The 21,347-nt window shown below is 39.1% G+C and carries 17 protein-coding genes; 12 read left to right on the top strand and 5 right to left on the bottom strand.

From position 1 onward, the window contains the following. The first annotated feature begins 10 nt into the window (after nt 1–10). The 8 genes from PCY14_RS04595 to PCY14_RS04560 all read left to right on the top strand — a co-directional run bounded on the left by PCY14_RS04595 (nt 11) and on the right by PCY14_RS04560 (nt 9,048). Nucleotides 11–1,321 carry an RsmF rRNA methyltransferase first C-terminal domain-containing protein gene (locus PCY14_RS04595; RefSeq protein ID WP_301363203.1) on the top strand — a complete coding sequence of 437 codons (1,311 nt, stop codon included), beginning with the start codon at nt 11–13 and terminating at the stop codon, nt 1,319–1,321. 118 nt (nt 1,322–1,439) lie between these two features. Next, a complete protein-coding gene (locus PCY14_RS04590) occupies nt 1,440–2,315 on the top strand; it encodes a phosphate ABC transporter substrate-binding protein PstS family protein (RefSeq protein WP_021151881.1) in 876 nt (291 codons plus the stop codon). A 2-nt stretch (nt 2,316–2,317) separates the two neighbouring features. Then, on the top strand, nt 2,318–3,232 hold the full coding sequence (gene pstC / locus PCY14_RS04585) for a phosphate ABC transporter permease subunit PstC (protein WP_002888366.1): 915 nt from the start codon (nt 2,318–2,320) through the stop codon (nt 3,230–3,232). Continuing rightward, nucleotides 3,222–4,106 (top strand): phosphate ABC transporter permease PstA, encoded by an 885-nt coding sequence (pstA, locus tag PCY14_RS04580; protein ID WP_037612764.1) that lies wholly within the window; start codon nt 3,222–3,224, stop codon nt 4,104–4,106. The genes pstC and pstA overlap by 11 nt, the downstream gene beginning before the upstream one ends. Nucleotides 4,107–4,116: 10 nt before the next feature. Further along, nucleotides 4,117–4,920, top strand: coding sequence for a phosphate ABC transporter ATP-binding protein PstB (pstB, locus tag PCY14_RS04575; RefSeq protein WP_143567283.1), 804 nt, complete (start codon nt 4,117–4,119; stop codon nt 4,918–4,920). 12 nt (nt 4,921–4,932) lie between these two features. Then, nucleotides 4,933–5,691 carry a phosphate ABC transporter ATP-binding protein PstB gene (pstB, locus tag PCY14_RS04570; protein ID WP_002888363.1) on the top strand — a complete coding sequence of 253 codons (759 nt, stop codon included), beginning with the start codon at nt 4,933–4,935 and terminating at the stop codon, nt 5,689–5,691. A 27-nt stretch (nt 5,692–5,718) separates the two neighbouring features. Continuing rightward, nucleotides 5,719–6,372 carry a phosphate signaling complex protein PhoU gene (gene phoU, locus PCY14_RS04565; protein WP_301363207.1) on the top strand — a complete coding sequence of 218 codons (654 nt, stop codon included), beginning with the start codon at nt 5,719–5,721 and terminating at the stop codon, nt 6,370–6,372. A 135-nt stretch (nt 6,373–6,507) separates the two neighbouring features. After that, nucleotides 6,508–9,048 (top strand): M1 family metallopeptidase, encoded by a 2,541-nt coding sequence (locus tag PCY14_RS04560; protein WP_301363202.1) that lies wholly within the window; start codon nt 6,508–6,510, stop codon nt 9,046–9,048. 154 nt (nt 9,049–9,202) lie between these two features. Here PCY14_RS04560 and xerS read toward each other — a convergent pair whose 3' ends face one another. Both xerS and PCY14_RS04550 read right to left on the bottom strand, forming a co-directional pair. Continuing rightward, complete coding sequence (xerS, locus tag PCY14_RS04555) at nt 9,203–10,273, bottom strand: tyrosine recombinase XerS (RefSeq protein WP_060933960.1); 1,071 nt, start codon at nt 10,271–10,273, stop codon at nt 9,203–9,205. 205 nt (nt 10,274–10,478) lie between these two features. Next, nucleotides 10,479–11,468, bottom strand: a complete 990-nt coding sequence (locus tag PCY14_RS04550) for a lipoate--protein ligase (protein ID WP_002888352.1) — start codon at nt 11,466–11,468, stop codon at nt 10,479–10,481. Nucleotides 11,469–11,586: 118 nt separating this feature from the next. Between PCY14_RS04550 and PCY14_RS04545 the strand changes: the two genes are divergently transcribed. After that, complete coding sequence (locus PCY14_RS04545; RefSeq protein ID WP_301363201.1) at nt 11,587–12,105, top strand: hypothetical protein; 519 nt, start codon at nt 11,587–11,589, stop codon at nt 12,103–12,105. Between the two features lie 453 nt (nt 12,106–12,558). Here the strand turns inward: PCY14_RS04545 and glgP are convergent, their stop codons facing one another. The 3 genes from glgP to PCY14_RS04530 form a co-directional block, all read right to left on the bottom strand. Continuing rightward, a complete protein-coding gene (gene glgP / locus PCY14_RS04540; protein WP_301363200.1) occupies nt 12,559–14,820 on the bottom strand; it encodes a glycogen/starch/alpha-glucan family phosphorylase in 2,262 nt (753 codons plus the stop codon). Between the two features lies 1 nt (nt 14,821). Then, nucleotides 14,822–16,321, bottom strand: a complete 1,500-nt coding sequence (gene malQ / locus PCY14_RS04535) for a 4-alpha-glucanotransferase (protein WP_008534629.1) — start codon at nt 16,319–16,321, stop codon at nt 14,822–14,824. Between the two features lie 249 nt (nt 16,322–16,570). Then, nucleotides 16,571–17,572 (bottom strand): LacI family DNA-binding transcriptional regulator, encoded by a 1,002-nt coding sequence (locus PCY14_RS04530; RefSeq protein ID WP_021145381.1) that lies wholly within the window; start codon nt 17,570–17,572, stop codon nt 16,571–16,573. 219 nt (nt 17,573–17,791) lie between these two features. Between PCY14_RS04530 and PCY14_RS04525 the strand changes: the two genes are divergently transcribed. From PCY14_RS04525 to PCY14_RS04515, 3 genes are all read left to right on the top strand, one after another. Then, nucleotides 17,792–19,039, top strand: coding sequence for an extracellular solute-binding protein (locus PCY14_RS04525; protein ID WP_164376233.1), 1,248 nt, complete (start codon nt 17,792–17,794; stop codon nt 19,037–19,039). 113 nt (nt 19,040–19,152) lie between these two features. Further along, nucleotides 19,153–20,511, top strand: coding sequence for a carbohydrate ABC transporter permease (locus tag PCY14_RS04520; RefSeq protein ID WP_008534626.1), 1,359 nt, complete (start codon nt 19,153–19,155; stop codon nt 20,509–20,511). Next, nucleotides 20,511–21,347: a sugar ABC transporter permease gene (locus PCY14_RS04515; protein ID WP_002889349.1), complete on the top strand. Its 837-nt coding sequence runs from the start codon at nt 20,511–20,513 to the stop codon at nt 21,345–21,347. The genes PCY14_RS04520 and PCY14_RS04515 overlap by 1 nt, the downstream gene beginning before the upstream one ends.

The following is a 21,347-nucleotide window of genomic DNA, read 5'->3' as shown; positions in this document are numbered from 1 at the left end:
AAAGGAAACTATGGAATTTCCATTAGATTTTGTAGAAAAATACACTGACTTATTGGGTAAAGAAGCGGATAACTTCTTCGCATCTTTTGACCAGGAAGCCGTATCTGCCTATCGCACAAATCCTCTTAAAAAGCAGCAGAAAAACTATCCTGATGCTATTCCTAAAACACCTTGGGGTCATTACGGGAAAATTTCTGGGAAATCTTCTGACCATGCGACTGGTTTGGTCTATTCTCAGGAACCTGCAGCTCAAATGGTCGCTCAAGTTGCAGCTCCAACCAAGGGAAGTCGTGTCTTAGATTTAGCAGCTGCTCCAGGTGGAAAATCTACCCATCTTCTAAGCTATCTAGACAATACAGGACTGCTCGTTAGCAATGAAATCAATCCCAAACGTAGCAAGATTTTAGTTGAAAATATTGAACGTTTTGGTGCTAGAAATGTCGTGGTGACTAATACGTCAGCCGATAAACTAGCTAAAGTTTTCAAAAATTACTTTAATACGATTGTCTTTGATGGACCATGTTCTGGTGAAGGAATGTTCCGCAAAGACCCTGATGCAATCCAATATTGGCACAAGGACTATCCGAGTGAGCTAGCACAATTGCAGAAGGACATCTTAACAGATGGTTTGAAGATGCTTGCCCCAGGTGGCCAATTAATCTACTCAACCTGCACCTGGTCCCCTGAGGAGAATGAAGGTGTGGTCTCTTGGATTTTAGAGAATTACCCTGACCTTGAATTGGTAGACATTCCGAAACAAAATGGTATGTGTCATGGAATCAATTTTCCAGAAACAGCTCGAATGTATCCGCATCGTTTTAAGGGTGAAGGGCAATTTGTGGCAAAATTTCAAGATCAGCGCCTAACCGAGCAAAAGCGTATCAAAGAAGGAAAATCTAACCTTAATAAGGAGCAGAAGCAACTTTGGGAAGCCTTTGCTAAAAAGTACCTTAAAACACATCTAGATGGTCTACTTCAGGTTTTTGGAGATAATCTTTACTTACTTCCTAATGGTCTTCCAGATCTTTCCAAAGTGAAAATCGCTCGTAACGGGTTGCATCTAGGAATCTTCAAGAAGAAACGTTTCGAACCAAGTTTTGCACTCGGAATGGCACTAACCTCTGATGAAGTTGTTTCAAGTCTATCCCTCAATCAAGAGCAGTTTGCCCAGTATGTTTCAGGCAATGTGGTTACTTTAGACCAAGCCCTTCCCAACGGTTGGTATCATTTATTGGTTGACGGTAATGGGTTTGGATTTGCCAAAGTCGTTGGAAATACCGTAAAAAATTACTATCCAAAGGGGTTGAGATACCATATCTGACAGCCTGTAATCAAAGTTTAATGTGACTTAATCATCCTATCCTTGGTATAATTAAAGAGATGTCTTTTAGAAGCCTATATATTACGCTATTTTGTTACAAAAATCTCGGAGGACAAAAATGAAAAAAACAAAAGTCCTTGCAGTGATTTTATCACTAGCAATGGCCACACTAGTCTTAACTGGCTGTGCCTCTTGGATTGACCGTGGTCAGTCCATTACAGCAGTTGGGTCTACGGCTCTTCAACCTTTAGTGGAAGCAGCAGCAGATGGTTTCGCTGAAAAGAGCCCTGAAAAAATTGTTAATGTCCAAGGGGGTGGTTCCGGTACAGGACTTTCACAAGTTCAATCTGGAGCTGTCCAAATCGGTAACAGCGATCTCTTTGCTGAGGAAAAATCTGGAATAGATGCTAGTAAGCTTGTTGACTTTCAAGTTGCTGTTGCTGGCATTGCCGTTATTACCAATAAAGAAGTTTCTGTTGACAACCTAACAACAGAGCAACTTCGCAAAATTTTCACAGGCGAAATTACAAACTGGAAACAACTCGGTGGACAGGATTTGGACATTACCATCATCAACCGTGCAGCAAGTTCAGGATCACGTGCCACTTTTGATGCTGTCATTATGGACGGAAAATCTCCTATTCGCACGCAAGAGCAAGATTCTAACGGAATGGTTAAGTCAATTGTCGCTCAAACGCCTGGAGCGATTTCATACTTATCATTTGCTTACCTTGATGACTCTGTTAAAACATTGAAGCTTAATGGCTTTGAACCAAAGGCTGAAAATGTTGCAACTAATGATTGGCCAATCTGGTCTTACGAACATATGTATACTAAAGGTAAGCCCGATGGTTATACAAAACAATTCCTAGACTATATGATGAGCGACGAGGTTCAAGAGAACGTCGTTTCAAAAATGGGTTACATTTCCATCCATAGTATGAAAGTAACAAAGGATGCTGATGGTAAAGTCACAAAGAAGAGTGAGGAGTAAGCATGAAAAATGAAGATTTGGTGAAGCAGTTAACATCACCCTCTAAAAATTCACGCCTCGAAAAGTTTGGTAAAACAATCACTTTTCTTTGCCTAGCTTTGATTGTTTTCATTGTAGCAATGATTTTACTATTTGTAGCCCAAAAAGGACTAGCTACTTTCTTTGTCAATAAGGTTAGTTTGATTGAGTTCCTCTTTAGTGGGGATTGGTCACCATCTGAGGGCAAGTTTGGGGCGCTGCCAATGATTTTGGGCTCATTCGTGGTTACCTTACTTTCAGCCTTAGTAGCAACGCCATTTGCTATTGGGGCAGCCATCTTTATGACTGAAATTTCTCCTAAGGGAGCTAAATTCCTGCAACCTGCTATTGAACTTTTGGTTGGGATACCATCTGTTGTATATGGATTCATTGGTCTCCAAGTCGTGGTCCCATTTGTTCGTTTCATTTTTGGTGGTACAGGATTTGGTATCCTTTCAGGTACCTTTGTCTTGTTCGTCATGATTTTACCAACCGTAACCTTTATGACGACAGACACGCTTCGTGCGGTACCACGTCACTATCGTGAAGCCAGTCTTGCCATGGGGGCTACTCGCTGGCAAACCATTTGGCGAGTGACGCTTAATGCGGCTAAACCAGGTATCTTCACGGCCGTTATCTTCGGTATGGCCCGTGCCTTTGGTGAGGCTCTTGCCATCCAGATGGTCGTCGGAAATTCTGCTGTGGTTCCAACTTCTTTAACCACACCGGCAGCAACCTTGACATCTGTATTGACTATGGGAATCGGAAATACCGTCATGGGCACAGTTTCAAACAATGTCCTCTGGTCACTTGCCCTGGTACTCTTATTAATGAGCCTCGGTTTCAATATGTTGGTTAAATTCATTACCCGTGAAAGAAAGAGAAATTATGAACGCTAAAAAAATTGATAAAATTGCCATCGGTACACTCTATGTGATTGCTGGCATTATTGTAACAATACTAGCAGCCTTGATTCTCTATATCTTGGTTCGTGGGTTACCACACATTAGCTGGTCTTTCTTGACAAGTCGATCATCGTCCTACAAAGCCGGAGGAGGAATTGGTGTTCAACTCTACAATTCATTCTTTCTTTTAGTGATTACCTTGATTATTTCTGTTCCTCTTTCAATGGGAGCAGGTATTTATCTTTCCGAATACGCTAAAAAAGGAAGACTCACAAACTTTGTAAGGACTTGTATTGAGATTCTTTCATCACTACCATCAGTAGTAGTTGGACTTTTTGGTTATTTGATTTTCGTTGTCCAATTTCAGTATGGTTTTTCAATTCTATCAGGTGCCTTGGCACTTACCGTTTTTAACCTACCACAAATGACACGTACTGTTGAAGATAGTCTAAGAACGGTTCACCATACCCAGCGTGAAGCAGGTCTTGCTTTAGGCTTGTCTCGCTGGGAAACCATCTGTTATGTTGTCGTACCAGAGGCCTTACCAGGAATTGTAACTGGGATTGTACTTGCATCTGGCCGTATTTTTGGGGAAGCAGCAGCACTTATTTACACAGCTGGTCAATCAGCACCGGCCCTTAACTGGAGTGACTGGAATCCACTTTCTATCTCTAGTCCGATTTCGATCTTCCGCCAAGCTGAGACGCTTGCTGTTCACATCTGGAAAGTCAATTCTGAAGGGACGACACCTGACGCTACAGCTGTATCAGCTGGTTCAGCGGCAGTACTCTTGATTTTCATTTTGATTTTCAACTTTGGTGCACGTCGTTTGGGAGCTTACCTCCATAAGAAATTAACATCCGCTTAAAGGAGTTACCATGACTAAATACAATTGGGATGAGCGTCATATTATCACCTTCCCAGAGAAGGAGCTCGCTCTTGAAACCAAGGACTTACATGTCTACTATGGCCAAAAAGAAGCCATCAAAGGTATTGATATGAAGTTCGAAAAAAATAAAATTACGGCTCTGATTGGACCTTCGGGATGTGGAAAATCAACCTTCCTTCGTAGTTTAAACCGTATGAATGATACTATTGATATTGCCAAGGTCACTGGACAAATTCTATATGAAGGCGTCGATGTTAATGCTAGTAATATCAATGTTTATGAAATGCGCAAACATATTGGCATGGTCTTTCAGCGTCCTAATCCTTTTGCCAAGTCTATTTATAAAAATATTACCTTTGCCCACGAACGTAAAGGGGTGAGAGACAAACAAACCTTGGATGAAATTGTTGAAACCTCACTTAAGCAGGCTGGACTTTGGGATCAGGTAAAAGATGATCTTCATAAATCAGCCTTTACCCTATCAGGCGGTCAGCAGCAACGGCTTTGTATAGCAAGGGCCATTGCTGTTAAACCACGTATCCTTCTCATGGATGAACCTGCCGCCTCACTGGACCCTGTTGCCACGATGCAACTAGAGGAAACCATGTTTGAACTTAAGGAAAACTACTCTATTATCATCGTAACGCACAATATGCAACAAGCAGCGCGTGCTAGTGATTATACAGCTTTCTTCTACCTTGGTGACCTCATCGAATATGACAAAACTAAGAAAATCTTCCAAGATGCTGCCCTACAGTCAACCAGTGACTATGTCTCAGGACGCTTTGGATAGAAAGGAGCATCTATGACTGAACCAATCATTTCCATCAATGATTTATCGGTGTATTTTAATAAGAAAAAAGCCCTTAATAACGTGACCATGGATTTCTATCCAAATGAAATCACAGCCCTTATCGGACCTTCAGGATCAGGAAAATCAACCTTGCTCCGTTCTATCAACCGAATGGGAGATTTAAACCCTGAGTGGACGCTTACTGGAGCAGTATCTTACAATGGTCATAATGTCTATAGTCCTCGAACGGACACTGTTGAGTTACGAAAGCAAATCGGTATGGTCTTTCAACAACCTAATCCCTTCCCCATGTCTATCTATGAAAACGTGGTTTATGGACTTCGTATCAATGGTATCAAAGACAAAGCAGTCCTTGATAAAGCAGTCGAAGAATCTCTAAAAGGTGCTTCAATATGGGAAGAAGTAAAAGACCGTCTCCATGAATCAGCTCTCGGCCTTTCGGGAGGACAACAACAACGTATCTGTATCGCAAGGGTTCTTGCAACATCACCAAAGGTTATCCTACTTGACGAGCCAACATCAGCTTTGGACCCTATCTCGGCAGGAAAAATCGAAGAAACCCTCTACAACCTAAAAGACCAGTACACTTTGTTGCTTGTTACTCGTTCTATGCAACAAGCTAGTCGTATTTCCCAACGAACAGGCTTTTTCCTTGATGGACAACTCATTGAATATTCATCGACTAAGCATATGTTCCTTAATCCACAACACAAAGAAACAGAAGATTACATTACCGGTAAGTTCGGTTAAGAAAGGACGGATTCATTACCAATTATGATGTTACGAACACCCTTCGAGGAAGAATTAGCAAAACTCCACAATCAATTTTATGCCATGGGTACCGAAGTTGCTGCTCAGCTCAAAAAAGCAGTACGTGCCTTCATCAGCCATGACCGTGAATTGGCTAAAGAAGTTATTGAAAACGATGAAATTGTCAATAACTACGAAACCAAGCTTGAGAAAAAATCGCTTGAAATTATTGCCCTTCAGCAACCTGTATCAAGTGATTTACGTACTGTTATCACCGCACTAAAAGCATCTAGTGACGTCGAGCGTATGGGTGACCATGCCGTTGCCATCGCAAAGGCAACCATCCGTATTAAGGGTGAAAACCGAATGGCTGATATTGAAGCTGAGATCAAGAAAATGGGGAAAGCAGTCCGCCATATGGTTGAAGAAGCTCTTGAAGTTTACTTGAATGCTGACGAAAAACGTGCTTATGAAATCGCAGCTTCAGATGAAATCATTGACAACTTTTTCCGTGATATCCAATCCATGACGGTAGAAGGTGTCCGGAAAAATCCAGATGCAGCTTTCGCTGCCAAAGAATATTTCCAAGTACTCATGTACTTGGAACGCATTGGTGACTACGCCCGTAATTTATGCGAATGGGTCGTCTATCTCAAATCCGGTAAAATCATTGAACTGTAGGCAAAGCTTGCAATCTATGTTATAATGGGTCTGTATTGAATAAATTCAGGTCCTTTTCTTTTAAAGTAAAGTACCTAATATCGAAACATTTGTCAGTCTGTTTCGATACGAAAAGTTAGTTAGGAGTATATACGTATGACAGCATCTGTTGCTCGTTTTATCGAAAGTTTCATCCCTGAAAATTATAATCTTTTCTTGGATATTAATCGTTCTGAAAAGACCTTTACAGGGAATGTTGCCATTACAGGTGAAGCCCTTGATAACCATATCTCCCTTCACCAAAAAGACCTTACCATCCATTCTATTCTCTTGGATAATGAATCACTAAACTTTCAAATGGATGATGCCAATGAGGCTTTACATATTGAACTTCCAGAGACTGGAGTTTTAACGCTTGTCATTGAATTTTCCGGTCGTATTACGGACAATATGACCGGGATCTACCCATCATATTACACCCACAATGGTGAGAAGAAGGAAATCATTTCAACACAGTTTGAATCTCATTTTGCGCGTGAAGCTTTCCCATCTATTGATGAACCAGAAGCTAAAGCGACCTTTGATTTCTCATTGAAATTTGACGCTGAAGAAGGCGATATTGCCTTGTCAAATATGCCTGAAATCAATAGTCATCTCCGTGAAGAAACTGGCGTTTGGACCTTTGAGACAACACCACGTATGTCAACTTATCTCCTAGCCTTTGGGTTTGGAGCTCTCCAAGGTAAAACCGCTAAAACTCAAAACGGTACAGAAGTCGGCGTCTTCGCTACAGTTGCACAAGCAGCAAACAGTGTTGACTTTGCGCTTGACATTGCAGTTCGTGTCATTGATTTCTACGAAGATTATTTCCAAGTAAAATATCCTATTCCATTGTCTTACCACCTTGCCCTTCCTGATTTCTCAGCAGGTGCTATGGAAAACTGGGGACTTGTTACCTACCGTGAGGTTTACCTTCTTGTAGATGAAAATAGCTCTGCTGTAAGCCGTCAACAGGTAGCCCTTGTTGTTGCCCACGAATTAGCTCACCAATGGTTCGGTAACCTTGTAACGATGAAATGGTGGGATGACCTCTGGCTTAACGAAAGTTTTGCCAACATGATGGAATATGTTTCAGTAGATGCTATTGAACCAAGTTGGAACATCTTTGAAGATTTCCAAACAACTGGTGTACCACATGCCCTCCAACGTGATGCTACAGATGGTGTTCAGTCTGTCCATATGGAAGTCAATCATCCTGATGAGATTAATACCCTCTTTGACAGTGCCATCGTTTATGCCAAGGGTAGCCGTCTCATGCACATGTTGCGTCGTTGGCTAGGTGATGAAGCCTTTGCCAAAGGACTTAAAGCTTATTTTGAAAAGCACCAATATAATAACACTGTTGGACGTGATCTTTGGGATGCCCTTTCAGATGCTTCAGGAAAAGATGTCTCTAGCTTTATGGATACTTGGTTGGAACAACCAGGTTACCCAGTGGTTAATGCAGAAGTTGTTGATGACACGCTTGTCCTTAGTCAAAAACAGTTCTTCATTGGTGAACACGAGGATAAAGGTCGACTTTGGGAAATCCCATTGAACTCAAATTGGAAGGGTCTACCAGATACACTTTCAGTAGAACGAATTGAGATTCCAAATTATAGTCAACTTGTAGCCCAAAATGAGGGGGCTCTCCGTCTCAACACAGCAAATACAGCTCACTACATCACAGATTACCAAGGACAGCTCTTGGACAATATCCTTGATGAATTTGCACTCCTTGATACTGTAAGTAAACTTCAAATCTTGCAAGAACGTCGTCTCTTAGCTGAAAGTGGACGTATTTCTTACGCAAGCCTAATCACTCTGCTTGATTTGGTTGAAAAAGAAGAAAGCTTCTTGATTGCTCAAGCTAAATCACAAATTCTTAGTGGTTTGAAGCGTTTTATTGATGAAGATACAGAAGCAGAAGTGCATTACAACGCCTTGGTACGCCGTCAATTCCAAAATGACTTTAAGCGTCTTGGTTTTGAAGCCAAAGAAGGCGAGTCAGATGAAGACGAGATGGTACGTCAAACAATGCTTGGCTATTTGATTCAAGCAGACTATCAACCAGCCGTTTTAGCAGCAGCAAGTGTTTTCCAAGCACATAAAGAAAACTTCGAAAACATTCCAGCAAGTGTCCGAGGTCTTGTCCTTATCAACCAAATGAAACAAGAAAACAGTCTTGAGCTTGTTGAAGAATATGTGAATGCTTACGTTGCAACCAACGATAGTAACTTCCGTCGTCAATTGACTCAAGCAGTCGCTTACCTTAAAAATCAAGAAGGTCTTGACTACGTTTTAGGTCATTTGAAGGATAAAAATGTTGTTAAACCTCAAGATTTGTACCTTTGGTACCTAAGCTTCCTTAATAAATCTTATGCTCAAGAAACCATTTGGAACTGGGCTAAAGAGAATTGGGAATGGATTAAGGCTGCCCTTGGTGGAGATATGAGCTTTGATACCTTTGTTAATATCCCAGCATCGGTCTTTAAAACTCAAGAACGTCTTAATCAGTATATTGCATTCTTTGAGCCACAAACAAGCGATAAGGGCCTAGAACGTAATATCTTGATGGGAATTAAGACAATTGCCGCACGAGTAAACTTGATTGACAAAGAAAAAGCAGCCGTTGAATCTACGCTTAAAGATTATTAGTGAAAACAAACAAGCTCTCCAAAATGGAAAGCTTGTTTTTGCGTGGGTTATTTTACATAAATAAAGTTATGTTATTCTAAATCACTTTATTGCATAATTAAATTTATGTAAATTACAAAACCATTCCGAGTTGGAATGGCTAGTAGTAAACTTATCATAGATTGTCTAGGGCATTTTTTTGCTCATCATTAACAATATGCGTGTATAGATCAGTGACCTGAGTAGAAGCATGGCCAAGTTGGTGACTAACTAAAACTTGAGACTTGGTAGCATCATAAAGACGTGTAGCCAAGGTGTGTCGTAATTTATGGGGAGTTACACGTATCTTGAAATCCTGAGAATATTTAGCAACCATTTTTTCGATACTTGAAGCATCAATACGGTTAGGCACACCTCGATATTCCGTTAAAAATAGGGCAAGGTCTTGCTTTTCAGCCTTATAGCGTTTATCACGTATACTAAGGTAAGACTCAAGATAAGGTTTTGCAAAACTTGCTACATTAACTGAGTCTCGTTTGCCACCTTTTCGAGTAACATCAATGACCATCATCTTTAGATTGATGTCTTTAAGGTCCAGATTAACAGCCTCAGAAAGACGAACACCTGAAGCCAGTAGCAAGGCAATAATGGCTAGATCTCGCTCTTTATTCTTAAAAAACGAAGATTTTGCGCGATTTGATAGTTTGACTTCATATTCTTTTTCTACATAATCAAGGAACTCCATGGTTTCATCGCCTAGAAAGAGTTTCTGTTTGATATTCTCAGCTCGAGCAGCTAAAGTTTCTTTCTTTTTCTTAGTAGAAACTTTTTTCATGACGTTACGATAGAAATATGGCTCACCATCAGGACCCTCAACCTCCTCGGTTAAATACTTATAGAGACTAGATAGAGCTGAAAGTGTCCGGTTAATGGTTGTTTGAGAGACACCTTGTTTTGTAGAATAGGTATTTAAAGAGGGACGTTCACGGAGATAAAGGACAAACGATTCCATATCTTTTTTTGTAAGATTTTCTAGGGTTTTGATGTCAATTGAGGCAATCTCATCAGCATCTGAAATGCCTGAGTCAATCAACCAGTCAAAAAAGCGTTTATATTCCTTGAGATATTCATATAAGGTCGTAAAAGAATACGGTACCGATAGTTTCGATTGGTAATATTCCAAGACGAACCACGGCATGAGAGCTTTGTATTCTTCAATTTTTTCCAGTAAAAGTTCACGTTTCATTGGTTTATTTCTCCATAATTACTTAATAGAAGTATATCACACCTATATCTTTCTTTCAAGAAAATTACAGTTTTTCGGAAAGATGTTATAAGGTATTTTTTCTTAGAGGGTTTATAGATTTACCGGTCAGCCTATCTAGAGACTCACTTAGTCAATCAAAAAAGAAAAAAACAACCTGGAATTTTCCAGATTGTTAATACAATGATTAAGCTACGATAGCTTTTGCAACCTCCTCGGTTGTCATACGTGAGAAATAATGTGTTGTATCAATAGTTTCAAGTTTAGCCAAGACATCGTCGTACTCGTAAGGTATTCCGACCAACAAGTCTTCAATATCTGATACATCTCCGATACCAAAGAAATCTCCGTAAATCTTAACAGATTTAATGATTGAATTTTCAACATTGGCATAGGTTGAAATTTTACCAGCTGGGTAACGAACATTACGTTCTACTGTGTATTCTGGTGACTGTCCGTAAGTCCAATCCCAAGTATTAAATTGTTTCTCGTAAGACTCTTGAATCTTTGCTAATTCATCTTCAGAAAGGACGTATTCTTCCATGTCAGGATAAAATTCCTTCATTTTTTCCAAGATTTTATCTGAGAATTCGTTTACGGTAATCTTTTCTGGCAATTCGTCTACAATGTTTGTCACACGGGCACGTACAGACTTAACGCCTTTAGATTCAATCTTGTCTTTGCTGACTTTGAGGGCTTGGCCAAGAACGGACATATCAACGTCAAAGAGCAAGCAACCATGGTGCATCATACGACCTTTATAGTAAGCTTGAGCATTTCCACAGAACTTTTTACCATCGATTTCAAGGTCATTACGGCCAGTAAATTCAGCCTTAACTCCCAAATCAGCAAGTGTTGCGATTACTGGTTGAGAAAAAGTCTTAAAGTCAAATGCGCCTTCATCTGCCTTATTAGAGATGATGGTATAATTAAGGTTGTTCAAATCGTGATAAACAGCGCCACCACCAGACAAACGACGAACGACCTTAATATTATGAGCATCTGTATATTCTTTGTTAATCTCTTGAATGGTATTTTGGTGTTTCCCAACAATGATAGCTGGACGGTTAATCCAGAGAATGAATAATTCATCTTCATTTACCAATTCACGAAAGGCATAGGCTTCCAAAGCAATATTATAGGCAGGATCATTTGATGTGTTTACAATGTATTTCATGAGGTCTCCTCTTGTAATGTGATACTTATATTATAAAGGAAAACGGTGACAAAGTACACGAAGATGGCTTGGGAACACTTATTTTCATGATATAATAGTAAAAACATGGGGGTTATGGATGATAAAAAAATTACGCAGTTATTGTAAAAAACTGAAAATCATACTAGCGCTTCTTCTTATTGCTGGTATAGGTATTTTTCTTTTTAACAGTTACCAAAGAGCCTATAAGCCTTATCTCTATGATAAAGGTAATTACTATTACAAGGCTTATCATTACAACGTTAAAAAGATAAAGTCTCAAAAGAAAGTTGTCAAAGATATTGAGATTGAAGTCCTACACTTTGGAAAAGACGATTTTCCTGATGATTTGTCTACCTATAAGATAGGCCAATATATCGATAAAGGAATTGATCCGCGAAGTCTTTTTTTGCATATCACTTTTACTGATAATACCAATATGACTTTACCATTTGGACAGGTGACCTCTACTGAAAACCATTATGAAGAATATCAAAACTATTTCGATCATAAAGTATTTGAAGTCGGTCCAGGCTTTGATATGGAGGTGACATTCCAATATGGGATTGGCAAGCTCCCTTCATTACCTTTGAAAAGAATTATGATAACAAAGAAATAATTCAGGAATTCTTTGATGACTACGATAATAGAAAGTATGGGAATTATTGGGATGGAAGATACAATATAACAACATTCCCTCACTTAAATTCTTTTAGAGGAGATGGGTATCTCTTTTATAAGAAAGCATTTTACTCAGATGAATTTACAAATTTTCCGCTAAGCTTGGACCTAACGGGTAAGAGTGAGGATTTTAAGATTACCATTACAGATTCTTACCTTCAAGAAGAATCCAGGACTGCCAAAGATGAAATCCATTATCTAAAATACTCAACATCTAAAACTTATGATTCATCAAATAAAGAAGCATATATAAATGATATATTGAATTACCACACGAAATAACATAAGTTTATTTATGTAAATACAGCTAATAGAGATAGTTAGCTGTATTTTTTCATGCAAAAAAAACAAGACCATTTCTGATCTTGTTTCCTTCTATGCAACTAGATTTTTATTTTGTGTGCCAGATGTCTTTGTCATACTGTTCGATTGTACGGTCAGATGAGAAGAATCCTGCTTCAGCGATGTTGTAAACAACTTTTTTGTTCCATGCATCTTGATCTTCGTAAGCTGCGTATACTTCTTCTTTCTTGTCGATGTATTCAGCCAAGTCAATCAATGTCATGAACCAGTCTTTAGAGATAAGTTCTTTGTGGAGACGTTCCAAGCGTTCTTTATCACCAAGTTTAACAAGGTCTTCGCTTACGATAAAGTCAACAGCTGCTTTGATGTTAGCATCTTTTTTGTAATAATCACGTGATACATAACCTTCTTTTTCGTAAAGGTCGATGATTGTATCAGAGTCTTTACCGAACGTGAAGATGTTTTCTGGTCCTACCAATTCAGCAATCTCAACGTTGGCACCATCCATTGTACCAAGTGTAAGGGCACCGTTAAGCATGAATTTCATGTTACCTGTACCTGAAGCTTCTTTAGAAGCCAATGAGATTTGTTCTGAAATATCTGTCGCTGGGATAAGGTGTTCAGCAACTGTTACGTTGTAGTTCTCAACCAAGTGAACGTTGAGGTATTTGCTTACTTCTGGATCATCGTTAATGAGTTCAGAAAGTGACAAAATCAAGTGGATGATGTCTTGAGCAATAACGTAGGCAGGAGCTGCTTTACCACCAAAGATGATAGTGATTTTACGTTTTGGAAGGTTTCCTTTTTTGATTTCCAAGTATTTGTGGATGACATACAAAGCGTTCATTTGTTGACGTTTGTATTCGTGGAAACGTTTGATTTGAGTATCAATGATTGAGTTTTCATCAAGGTCAATACCTTTATTGGCTTTAAGGTAACGTTTAAGAGCCAATTTGTTATCGTATTTGATTTGGGACAAACGTTTGTGTACTGCAGGATCATCTGCAAAAGCAGCCAATTTTTCCAATTGAGTGGCATCAGTAAGGTAATCATCACCAATCAATTCTTTAATGTAGTCAGCAAGTTCTTGGTTTGAGAATTCCAACCAACGACGGAATGTAATACCGTTAGTCTTATTGTTGAAACGTTCTGGATAAAGGTCGTAGAATGGTTTCAACTCAGATGCTTTAAGGATTTCTGTGTGTAGTGCTGCAACACCATTTACGCTTGTAGAGAAATGAATATCCATGTGTGCCATGTGAACACGGTTGTGTTCGTCAATGATTTGAACACGTGGATCTTCGAATTTTTCACGAATGATAGCATCCAATTTTTTGATGATAACAACAAGGTGTGGAACAACTTCTTCAAGGTAGTCAAGAGGCCATTTTTCAAGGGCTTCAGCCAAGATAGTGTGATTTGTGTAACCAACCATTTTGCTTACGATTGCCACTGCTTCATCAAATTCAAATCCATGTTTTTCTGTCAAAAGACGGATCAATTCAGGAATAACCATTGATGGGTGAGTATCATTGATTTGTACGTAAGCGTAATCTGGAAGATCGTGAAGGTTAGATCCACGTTCGATAGCTTCGTCAATCAAAAGTTGAGCAGCATTTGATACCATGAAGTATTGTTGGTAGATACGCAAGAGCTCACCTTTACGAGTTGAATCATCTGGGTAAAGGAAAAGTGTCAAGTTCTTTTGGATTTCGTCTTGATCAAAAGTGATTCCTTTTTCAATCAAATCATAGTCCAAACCATTGATATCGAAGAGGTTAAGGTAGTTCTTAGTTTCTTTCTTATAACCCAAGATATCCAAACGATCCAAACGAGATTTCAAAGTGAAGTTTTTGAATGGAACATCATAAGAAATGTCAGTTGGTACCAACCATGATTGGTCTTCAATCCAGTAGTTTGGTTCTGCTTCTTGTTTGTTATCTTTGAAGACTTGTTTGAAAAGTCCACAGTGGTAGTTAAGACCAACACCTTCACCGTTGATGCCAAGTGTTGACATAGAATCGATGAAACATGAAGCCAAACGTCCCAAACCACCGTTACCAAGAGATGGTTCTGGTTCGACGTCTTCAATTTCGCTGATTGATTTACCAGCAGCAGCCAATTCAGCTTTAACATCTTTGTAGATGCCCAAGTTGATCAAGTTGTTAGACAAAAGTTTACCAATCAAGAATTCAGCTGAGATATAGTAAACTTTACGTTTGCTATCGTTTTTAGGTTTTGGAGCAGCTGCTTCTTTTACGAATTCCAACAAAAGATAATAGATTTCTTCGTTTGAAAGGTCCTTAAGATTTTTGTTTTTTGCTTCAACATATTGTGTAAATGTAGCCATTTTAGTTATTACCTCGATTATATCTTTCTGTAATGTCTGTCAAAAATTCTTTCTTATCGACAGTGATTTCACCTGGAAGCATACGCCATTTCCAGTTTTCACCAACTGTGTTAGGGAAGTTGGTACGGCTATTTTCAGGTTTATCAAGGATATCCTGCATAGTCGCAATAGCAGTGTCGCTTACTGTTGCAAAGAGTGTGCGAAGAAGGGCACGTGTGATAGGTTCACCTTGACGGCGGTTGATGTAAGCATCTGTGTAATCACGTTGCTCTTGTGTTAAATTATCGTACCAGCCGTTAACCACTTCGTTATCGTGTGTACCTGTATAGGCAACTGAGTGTTGTGTGTAGACGTGTGGAATGTCAATACTGTTTCCAGTTGTATCATAGAAACCAAATTGTACAATCTTCATTCCAGGATAGCCACAGTCTGCAAGAAGTTGACGTGTCTTATCATCAATATTTCCAAGGTCTTCGGCGATGATGTTAAGGTCACCCAATTCTTTTTTAACCACTTTGAAAAGATCGTAACCAGGTCCTGGAACCCATTCACCATTTTCAGCAGTTTCATCTCCACCAGGAATTTCCCAGAAGTCAGAGAAACCTTTGAAGTGGTCAATACGCAAGTAATCATAAAGTTTGAATGATTCTTGGATACGGAATACCCACCAAGCATAATTTTCAGCTTTGTGTTTATCCCAAGCGTAGATTGGGTTACCCCAAAGCTGACCAGTAGCTGAGAAGTTATCTGGTGGAACTCCGGCAATGTAACGTGGTTTACACTCTGCATCTAGTTTGAAGAGATGTGGTTGCGTCCAAACTTCAACACTATCAGCTGAGATGTAAATTGGCATGTCACCAATGATTTGAATACCATTCTCATTGGCATAAGCTTTAAGTTCAGCCCATTGACTGAAGAATAGGTATTGAACTACTTCGTGATAAGTAATCACTTCAGCAAGCTCCTTACGAAGTTTAGCAAGAGTAGCTTTATCACGTTTAACAGCTTTTTTATCATCCCAATCTTGAAGAGCTTTGTTATTAAAGTGTTCTTTAATAGCCATAAATTCAGCATAATCAGCTAACCAGTTAGCATTTTTAGTTTTAAAAGCTTGGAATTTTTTAGCTTCTTTTTTATCTGCCAAGATAGCTTTTACTGCTTTTTCAAGGATTGGACGACGTGCTTCGTACACTTTAGCATAGTCAATAAACTCAGGATCTGACCCAAAGTCAGCATCTTTAACATCAGCTTTAGTTAAAAATTTGTCACGAATAAGGAAATCCAAATCGATAAAGTGTGTATTTCCTGCTACCGCTGAGAATGATTGGTAAGGTGAGTCCCCATAACTTGTTGTAGTAAGTGGCAAAATCTGCCAGTAAGTTTGTTTTGTCTCTTTTAAGAAATCAACAAAGTCATAGGCTGCTTGACCGAAAGAACCGATCCCGTAGTCACCTGGTAGTGATGTGATGTGCATCAAAACACCGCTTGCTCGTTTGTTCATAAAGTTTACCTCAAATTATTTTTTACACTTATGATTATAATGCAAACGCTTGCATAAGTCAAGAGTTTTTAACAAAAAAATGGGATTTTTTTATATTTTTTTGAATGAATGTTCGTGAAATAAACGCTTTCATATCTAAATTATAGCTTTTTTAGATACACGGGCTCTTAGTTTTCTGAAAAATACGTCAACTTCGAATATAAAAAATAGTCGGAACTAGTTCTGTCTAACCATTTTTTTATGATCCTTTTATATAGATGTTACACTTTCTCTTTCAATGAGATGGAAGGGAATAGTTACTTTCTGAGGCTTAGTATTTTCATCTTTCAGGATAGCAACTAATTTGCGAACACTTTCTTTTCCCAGTTCCTGAATGTTAATGTCATAGGTTGTTAAGAAAGGATGCATGATTTCTGCAAACGAAGAATTGTTAATGGAGATAATAGAATAATCTTTCGGAATCTTTATTCCTTGATTGTTTACCCATTGGATAAGCCGAAGGGCAACAAGATCATCTTTAACAACCAATGCTGTAGGTAGAAAAGTTCGCAAGTGCTTTTTAAACGAATCAATCGTCTGAGATGAGAAAACAAGTTCAGGTAAGCTTTTTATATGCAACTCACTAACAGCATCTTTATAACCTTGATAACGTTCTTGGCCTACCTGACCAAAAAGATCATCTGTGACAAAGCCGATGGTTTGGTGACCTCTGGAATTAAGATACGAAACTGCTTCTTGCCCTATTGCCTTGTTATCATTATCGATATAAGTAACTTTATTAACATTGTCCACTGCTGCTCCAATTACTACAAAAGGAACTTTTTCTTTTAAGAGATAATCTTTAACAGGATCTTTTGTTTCTGAATAGAGGATTATAAATCCATCTGCACGTTTTTGACGATGCATCAGTTTAACTTGCTTAACCAATTCATCTAAAGTTGCTCCAGTAGCGATGCTGACAACCTGAGAATTACAACTAGCTTCTTCGTTAATCGCTGTTAGAATTTCCATATAGAAGGGTTGGCTAATATTTTCACGATTTGTTAAAGGTGGAAGTATAACACCTAAACTATGTGTTAAGCCAGTCGCCAATACTTGCGCAGCTATATTAGGAACATACCCTAATTCATCCATAGCCGCTCTGACTTTAATCTTGGTTTCTTCTGAAATAGCCGGATTATCTTTTAACGTTCGACTAACTGTCGACGGGCTGACACCAGCCTTCTTGGCAACATCCTTAATTGTAGCCATATATATCCCTCTCGTTTCTATTCATAATCTAATTTGCTGAAGTGTGAGAATTACCCAATATAATTACTATCAAGGTAATATTATAGCATTTAAGCAGAGAACTTCAAGTATTTTTGCAAGCGATTGCAAAAAAATAATTTTTTTATAACAAATTACTTGACAGAAAATGAAAACGGTTGCATAATATAGCAGTAAACTAATTTTTTGGAGGAATTCGAAATGAAAAAATGGCAAAAAGTGCTACTTGGTAGTGCAGGATTACTAGTTGCTGGATCGCTCTTGGTAGCTTGTGGGTCTAACTCAAGCAAGAGTTCAAGCTCAGATAGTAAGACTTTGAAACTTTGGGTACCAACAGGTGCTAAGAAGTCATACAAAGACACAGTCGCACAATTTGAAAAGAAATCTGGCTATAAAGTTGACATGGTTGAAATGGAAGATCCAAATGCTCAAGAAAACTTGACTAAGGATGCTTCTACTGCTGCAGATGTCTTCTCACTTCCACATGACCAACTCGGTAAATTGGTAGACGCTGGAGCTATCCAAGAAATCCCAGAGCAATACTCAAAAGAAATTGCTGAGCAAGATACTGAGCAAGCTGCCGTAGGTGCTCAATACAAAGGTAAAACTTATGCCTTCCCATACGGTATCGAAACACAAGTTACATACTACAATAAATCTAAACTTAACGAAGAAGATGTTAAATCATATGAAACAATCACTTCTAAAGCAAAATTTGGTAGCAACTTGAAAGAAGTTAATGCTTATGTAACTGGTCCTCTCTTCCTTTCAGTTGGTGACACACTCTTTGGTCAAAATGGTGAAGATGTTAAAGGGACTAACTGGGGCAATGAAGCTGGTGTGAACGTTCTTAAATTCATCGCAGCTCAAAAAGACAACAAAGGATTTGTTAATGTTGATTCAGCTAACATGATGGCTAAATTCGAAGATGGTTCTGTTGATGCTTTCCAATCAGGACCATGGGACTACGCTGCAGCTGCTAAAGCTGTCGGTAAAGACAATCTTGGTGTTGCTGTTTACCCAACAGTTAATATCGGTGGTCAAGACGTTCAACAAAAAGCCTTCATGGGTGTAAAACTTTACGCAGTTAACCAAACACCATCTAAAGGTAACGCTGAACGTATTGCTGCTTCTTACCAATTGGCACAAGCTTTGACAAGCAAAGACAGTCAAAATAACCAATTCACTACTGAATCACGTCATATCATCCCAGCTAACAAAGAAGTTCAAGCTTCTGAAGCCGTTCAAAAGGATGCTCTTGCACAAGCTGTAATTACTATGGGTTCATCTGACCAATACACAACTGTTATGCCTAAACTCAGTCAAATGTCAGTCTTCTGGACTGAAAGTGCTGCTCTTATGAGTGATGCCTATAACGGTAAGATCAAGGAAGATCAATTCCTTACTAAATTACAACAGTTTGATAAAGATTTGGCAGCAGCTAAATAAGAAACCTACAAATGAGATGGTAAAGAGGCAGGTGAAGGTCCTAGCCTCTTTATCTATGACTTATAGACAAAATAAAAACATCACTAATCATACATTTATCTGAGGAGATATCTATGTCACAAACAATCTACGACACAACTCCTATGCGCCAGGTCTTCAAAGAGGGTACATGGGATGTCAAATTATCCTTTCTGGTAATGGGATTGGCAAACTTGGTCAACAAACAGTTCACCAAGGGTTTGCTCTTCCTCCTCTCTGAGATTGCCTTTTTAGCGGCATTCGTCATCCAAATTGTCCCAGCTCTCCAAGGCATGATAACCTTGGGTACTCAAGAACAGGGTGAAGCCATTAAAGAAGTTAATGGTATCAAGCTAACTGTGCAAGTTGCTGGAGATAACTCGATGCTCATGTTGATTTTTGGTCTTGCTTCAGTAATCTTCTGTGCAGTCTTTGCTTATATTTACTGGTGTAACCTTAAAAGTGCTCGCCATCTCATGGCTCTTAAGCAATCAGGTCGTAAGGTACCTAACTTTATTGAAGACTTTAAGACCTTGGCCGATGGTCGCTTCCATATGGGGCTAATGTCTATCCCATTGATTGGTGTTTTGCTCTTCACCATCTTGCCTTTGATCTACATGATTTGTTTGGCCTTTACAAACTTTGACCACAATCACCCAGCTCCTAAATCACTTTTCGACTGGGTTGGCTTTGCAAGTTTTGGTGAAGTCCTACAAGGTCGTATGGCTGGTACTTTCTTCCCACTTTTGACTTGGACCTTGATTTGGGCGGTTGCCGCAACAGCAACTACTTTCTTCTTCGGTATTGTCCTTGCCCTCTTACTTAACACTAAGGGGCTAAAATTCAAGAAAGTTTGGCGTACGCTCTTCGTTATTACTATCGCCGTTCCTCAGTTCGTATCACTTCTTTTGATGCGTAACTTCCTTAATGACCACGGTCCTTTGAATGGTTTGCTTCAAACCTTGCATCTTACAAGTGGTCCGATTCCATTCTTGACTGATCCAGTTTGGGCTAAATTCTCTATTATCTTGGTTAATATGTGGATTGGTATTCCATTCACAATGTTGGTCGCAACTGGTATCATCATGAACTTGCCAACTGAGCAGATTGAAGCAGCTGAAATTGATGGAGCAAGTAAATTCCAAATCTTCAAGAGCATCACTTTCCCACAAATTCTCTTGATTATGGCGCCATCTTTGATTCAACAATTCATCGGTAATATCAATAACTTCAACGTTATCTACTTCCTTACTGGTGGTGGACCTACTAATTCTGAATACTATCAAGCGGGTTCAACTGACCTCTTGGTAACTTGGCTCTACAAACTGACTGTTAGCGCTAAAGACTACAACTTGGCATCTGTTATCGGTATCTTGATTTTCGCCATCTCTGCAACATTCAGTCTCTTGGCCTACACAAGATCATCTTCATTCAAGGAAGGGGCTGCTAAATAATGAAACGTAAGAAAAATCTTTACCTAACTGGTACTTATATCCTATTGACAGTTCTAGCTGTCATCTGGTTGATTCCGATTCTCTGGATCTTCCTTACAAGTTTCCGTGGTGAAGGAGCTAATGCGGTACCGTACTTCTTCCCTAAGACTTATACTCTTAATAACTACATCAAACTCTTTACCAGCGATGCTTATCCATTTGGAAAATGGTTCATCAATACCTTCATCGTTGCCACATGTACATGTATCCTCTCAACTTTGATTACCGTTGGGATGGCCTATTCACTTAGCCGTATTAAATTCAAACACAGAAATGGCTTCTTGAAATTGGCACTTGTGCTTAACATGTTCCCTGGTTTCATGTCAATGATTGCGGTCTACTACATTTTGAAAGCACTCAATTTGACACAAACCTTGACATCTTTGGTTCTGGTTTATTCTGCTGGGGCAGCACTTGGTTTCTACATTGCGAAAGGTTTCTTTGATACCATTCCTTACTCATTGGATGAATCAGCAATGATTGACGGTGCAACTCGTCTTCAAATCTTCACTAAGATTACCTTGCCACTGTCTAAACCAATTATCGTCTATACTGCTCTCATGGCCTTCATGGGACCTTGGGTAGACTTCATCTTTGCATCTGTTATCCTCGGTGACGTTAAAGATAAATATACTGTTGCCCTTGGACTCTATCAAATGCTTAACCAAGACGCTATCAATGAATGGTTCCTTCCATTTACCGCAGGTGCTATTATCATCGCCATCCCAATCACCCTTCTCTTTATCTTCATGCAGAAATACTATGTTGAAGGTGTAACCGGCGGATCAGTTAAATAA

The sequence above is a fragment of the Streptococcus sp. SV2 genome (assembly GCF_030440175.1).
In the GTDB taxonomy this organism is placed as follows: domain Bacteria; phylum Bacillota; class Bacilli; order Lactobacillales; family Streptococcaceae; genus Streptococcus; species Streptococcus raffinosi.
This window is presented reverse-complemented; position numbering and strand designations above follow the sequence as displayed.

What these genes read in the sequence shown, in the direction of transcription:
- PCY14_RS04595 (WP_301363203.1), top strand. Translation starts at nt 11, where the DNA reads ATGGAATTTCCATTAGATTTTGTAGAAAAATACACTGACTTATTGGGT.
- PCY14_RS04590 (WP_021151881.1), top strand. Translation starts at nt 1,440, where the DNA reads ATGAAAAAAACAAAAGTCCTTGCAGTGATTTTATCACTAGCAATGGCC.
- pstC (WP_002888366.1), top strand. Translation starts at nt 2,318, where the DNA reads ATGAAAAATGAAGATTTGGTGAAGCAGTTAACATCACCCTCTAAAAAT.
- pstA (WP_037612764.1), top strand. Translation starts at nt 3,222, where the DNA reads ATGAACGCTAAAAAAATTGATAAAATTGCCATCGGTACACTCTATGTG.
- pstB (WP_143567283.1), top strand. Translation starts at nt 4,117, where the DNA reads ATGACTAAATACAATTGGGATGAGCGTCATATTATCACCTTCCCAGAG.
- pstB (WP_002888363.1), top strand. Translation starts at nt 4,933, where the DNA reads ATGACTGAACCAATCATTTCCATCAATGATTTATCGGTGTATTTTAAT.
- phoU (WP_301363207.1), top strand. Translation starts at nt 5,719, where the DNA reads ATGTTACGAACACCCTTCGAGGAAGAATTAGCAAAACTCCACAATCAA.
- PCY14_RS04560 (WP_301363202.1), top strand. Translation starts at nt 6,508, where the DNA reads ATGACAGCATCTGTTGCTCGTTTTATCGAAAGTTTCATCCCTGAAAAT.
- xerS (WP_060933960.1), bottom strand. Translation starts at nt 10,273, where the DNA reads ATGAAACGTGAACTTTTACTGGAAAAAATTGAAGAATACAAAGCTCTC.
- PCY14_RS04550 (WP_002888352.1), bottom strand. Translation starts at nt 11,468, where the DNA reads ATGAAATACATTGTAAACACATCAAATGATCCTGCCTATAATATTGCT.
- PCY14_RS04545 (WP_301363201.1), top strand. Translation starts at nt 11,587, where the DNA reads ATGATAAAAAAATTACGCAGTTATTGTAAAAAACTGAAAATCATACTA.
- glgP (WP_301363200.1), bottom strand. Translation starts at nt 14,820, where the DNA reads ATGGCTACATTTACACAATATGTTGAAGCAAAAAACAAAAATCTTAAG.
- malQ (WP_008534629.1), bottom strand. Translation starts at nt 16,321, where the DNA reads ATGAACAAACGAGCAAGCGGTGTTTTGATGCACATCACATCACTACCA.
- PCY14_RS04530 (WP_021145381.1), bottom strand. Translation starts at nt 17,572, where the DNA reads ATGGCTACAATTAAGGATGTTGCCAAGAAGGCTGGTGTCAGCCCGTCG.
- PCY14_RS04525 (WP_164376233.1), top strand. Translation starts at nt 17,792, where the DNA reads ATGAAAAAATGGCAAAAAGTGCTACTTGGTAGTGCAGGATTACTAGTT.
- PCY14_RS04520 (WP_008534626.1), top strand. Translation starts at nt 19,153, where the DNA reads ATGTCACAAACAATCTACGACACAACTCCTATGCGCCAGGTCTTCAAA.
- PCY14_RS04515 (WP_002889349.1), top strand. Translation starts at nt 20,511, where the DNA reads ATGAAACGTAAGAAAAATCTTTACCTAACTGGTACTTATATCCTATTG.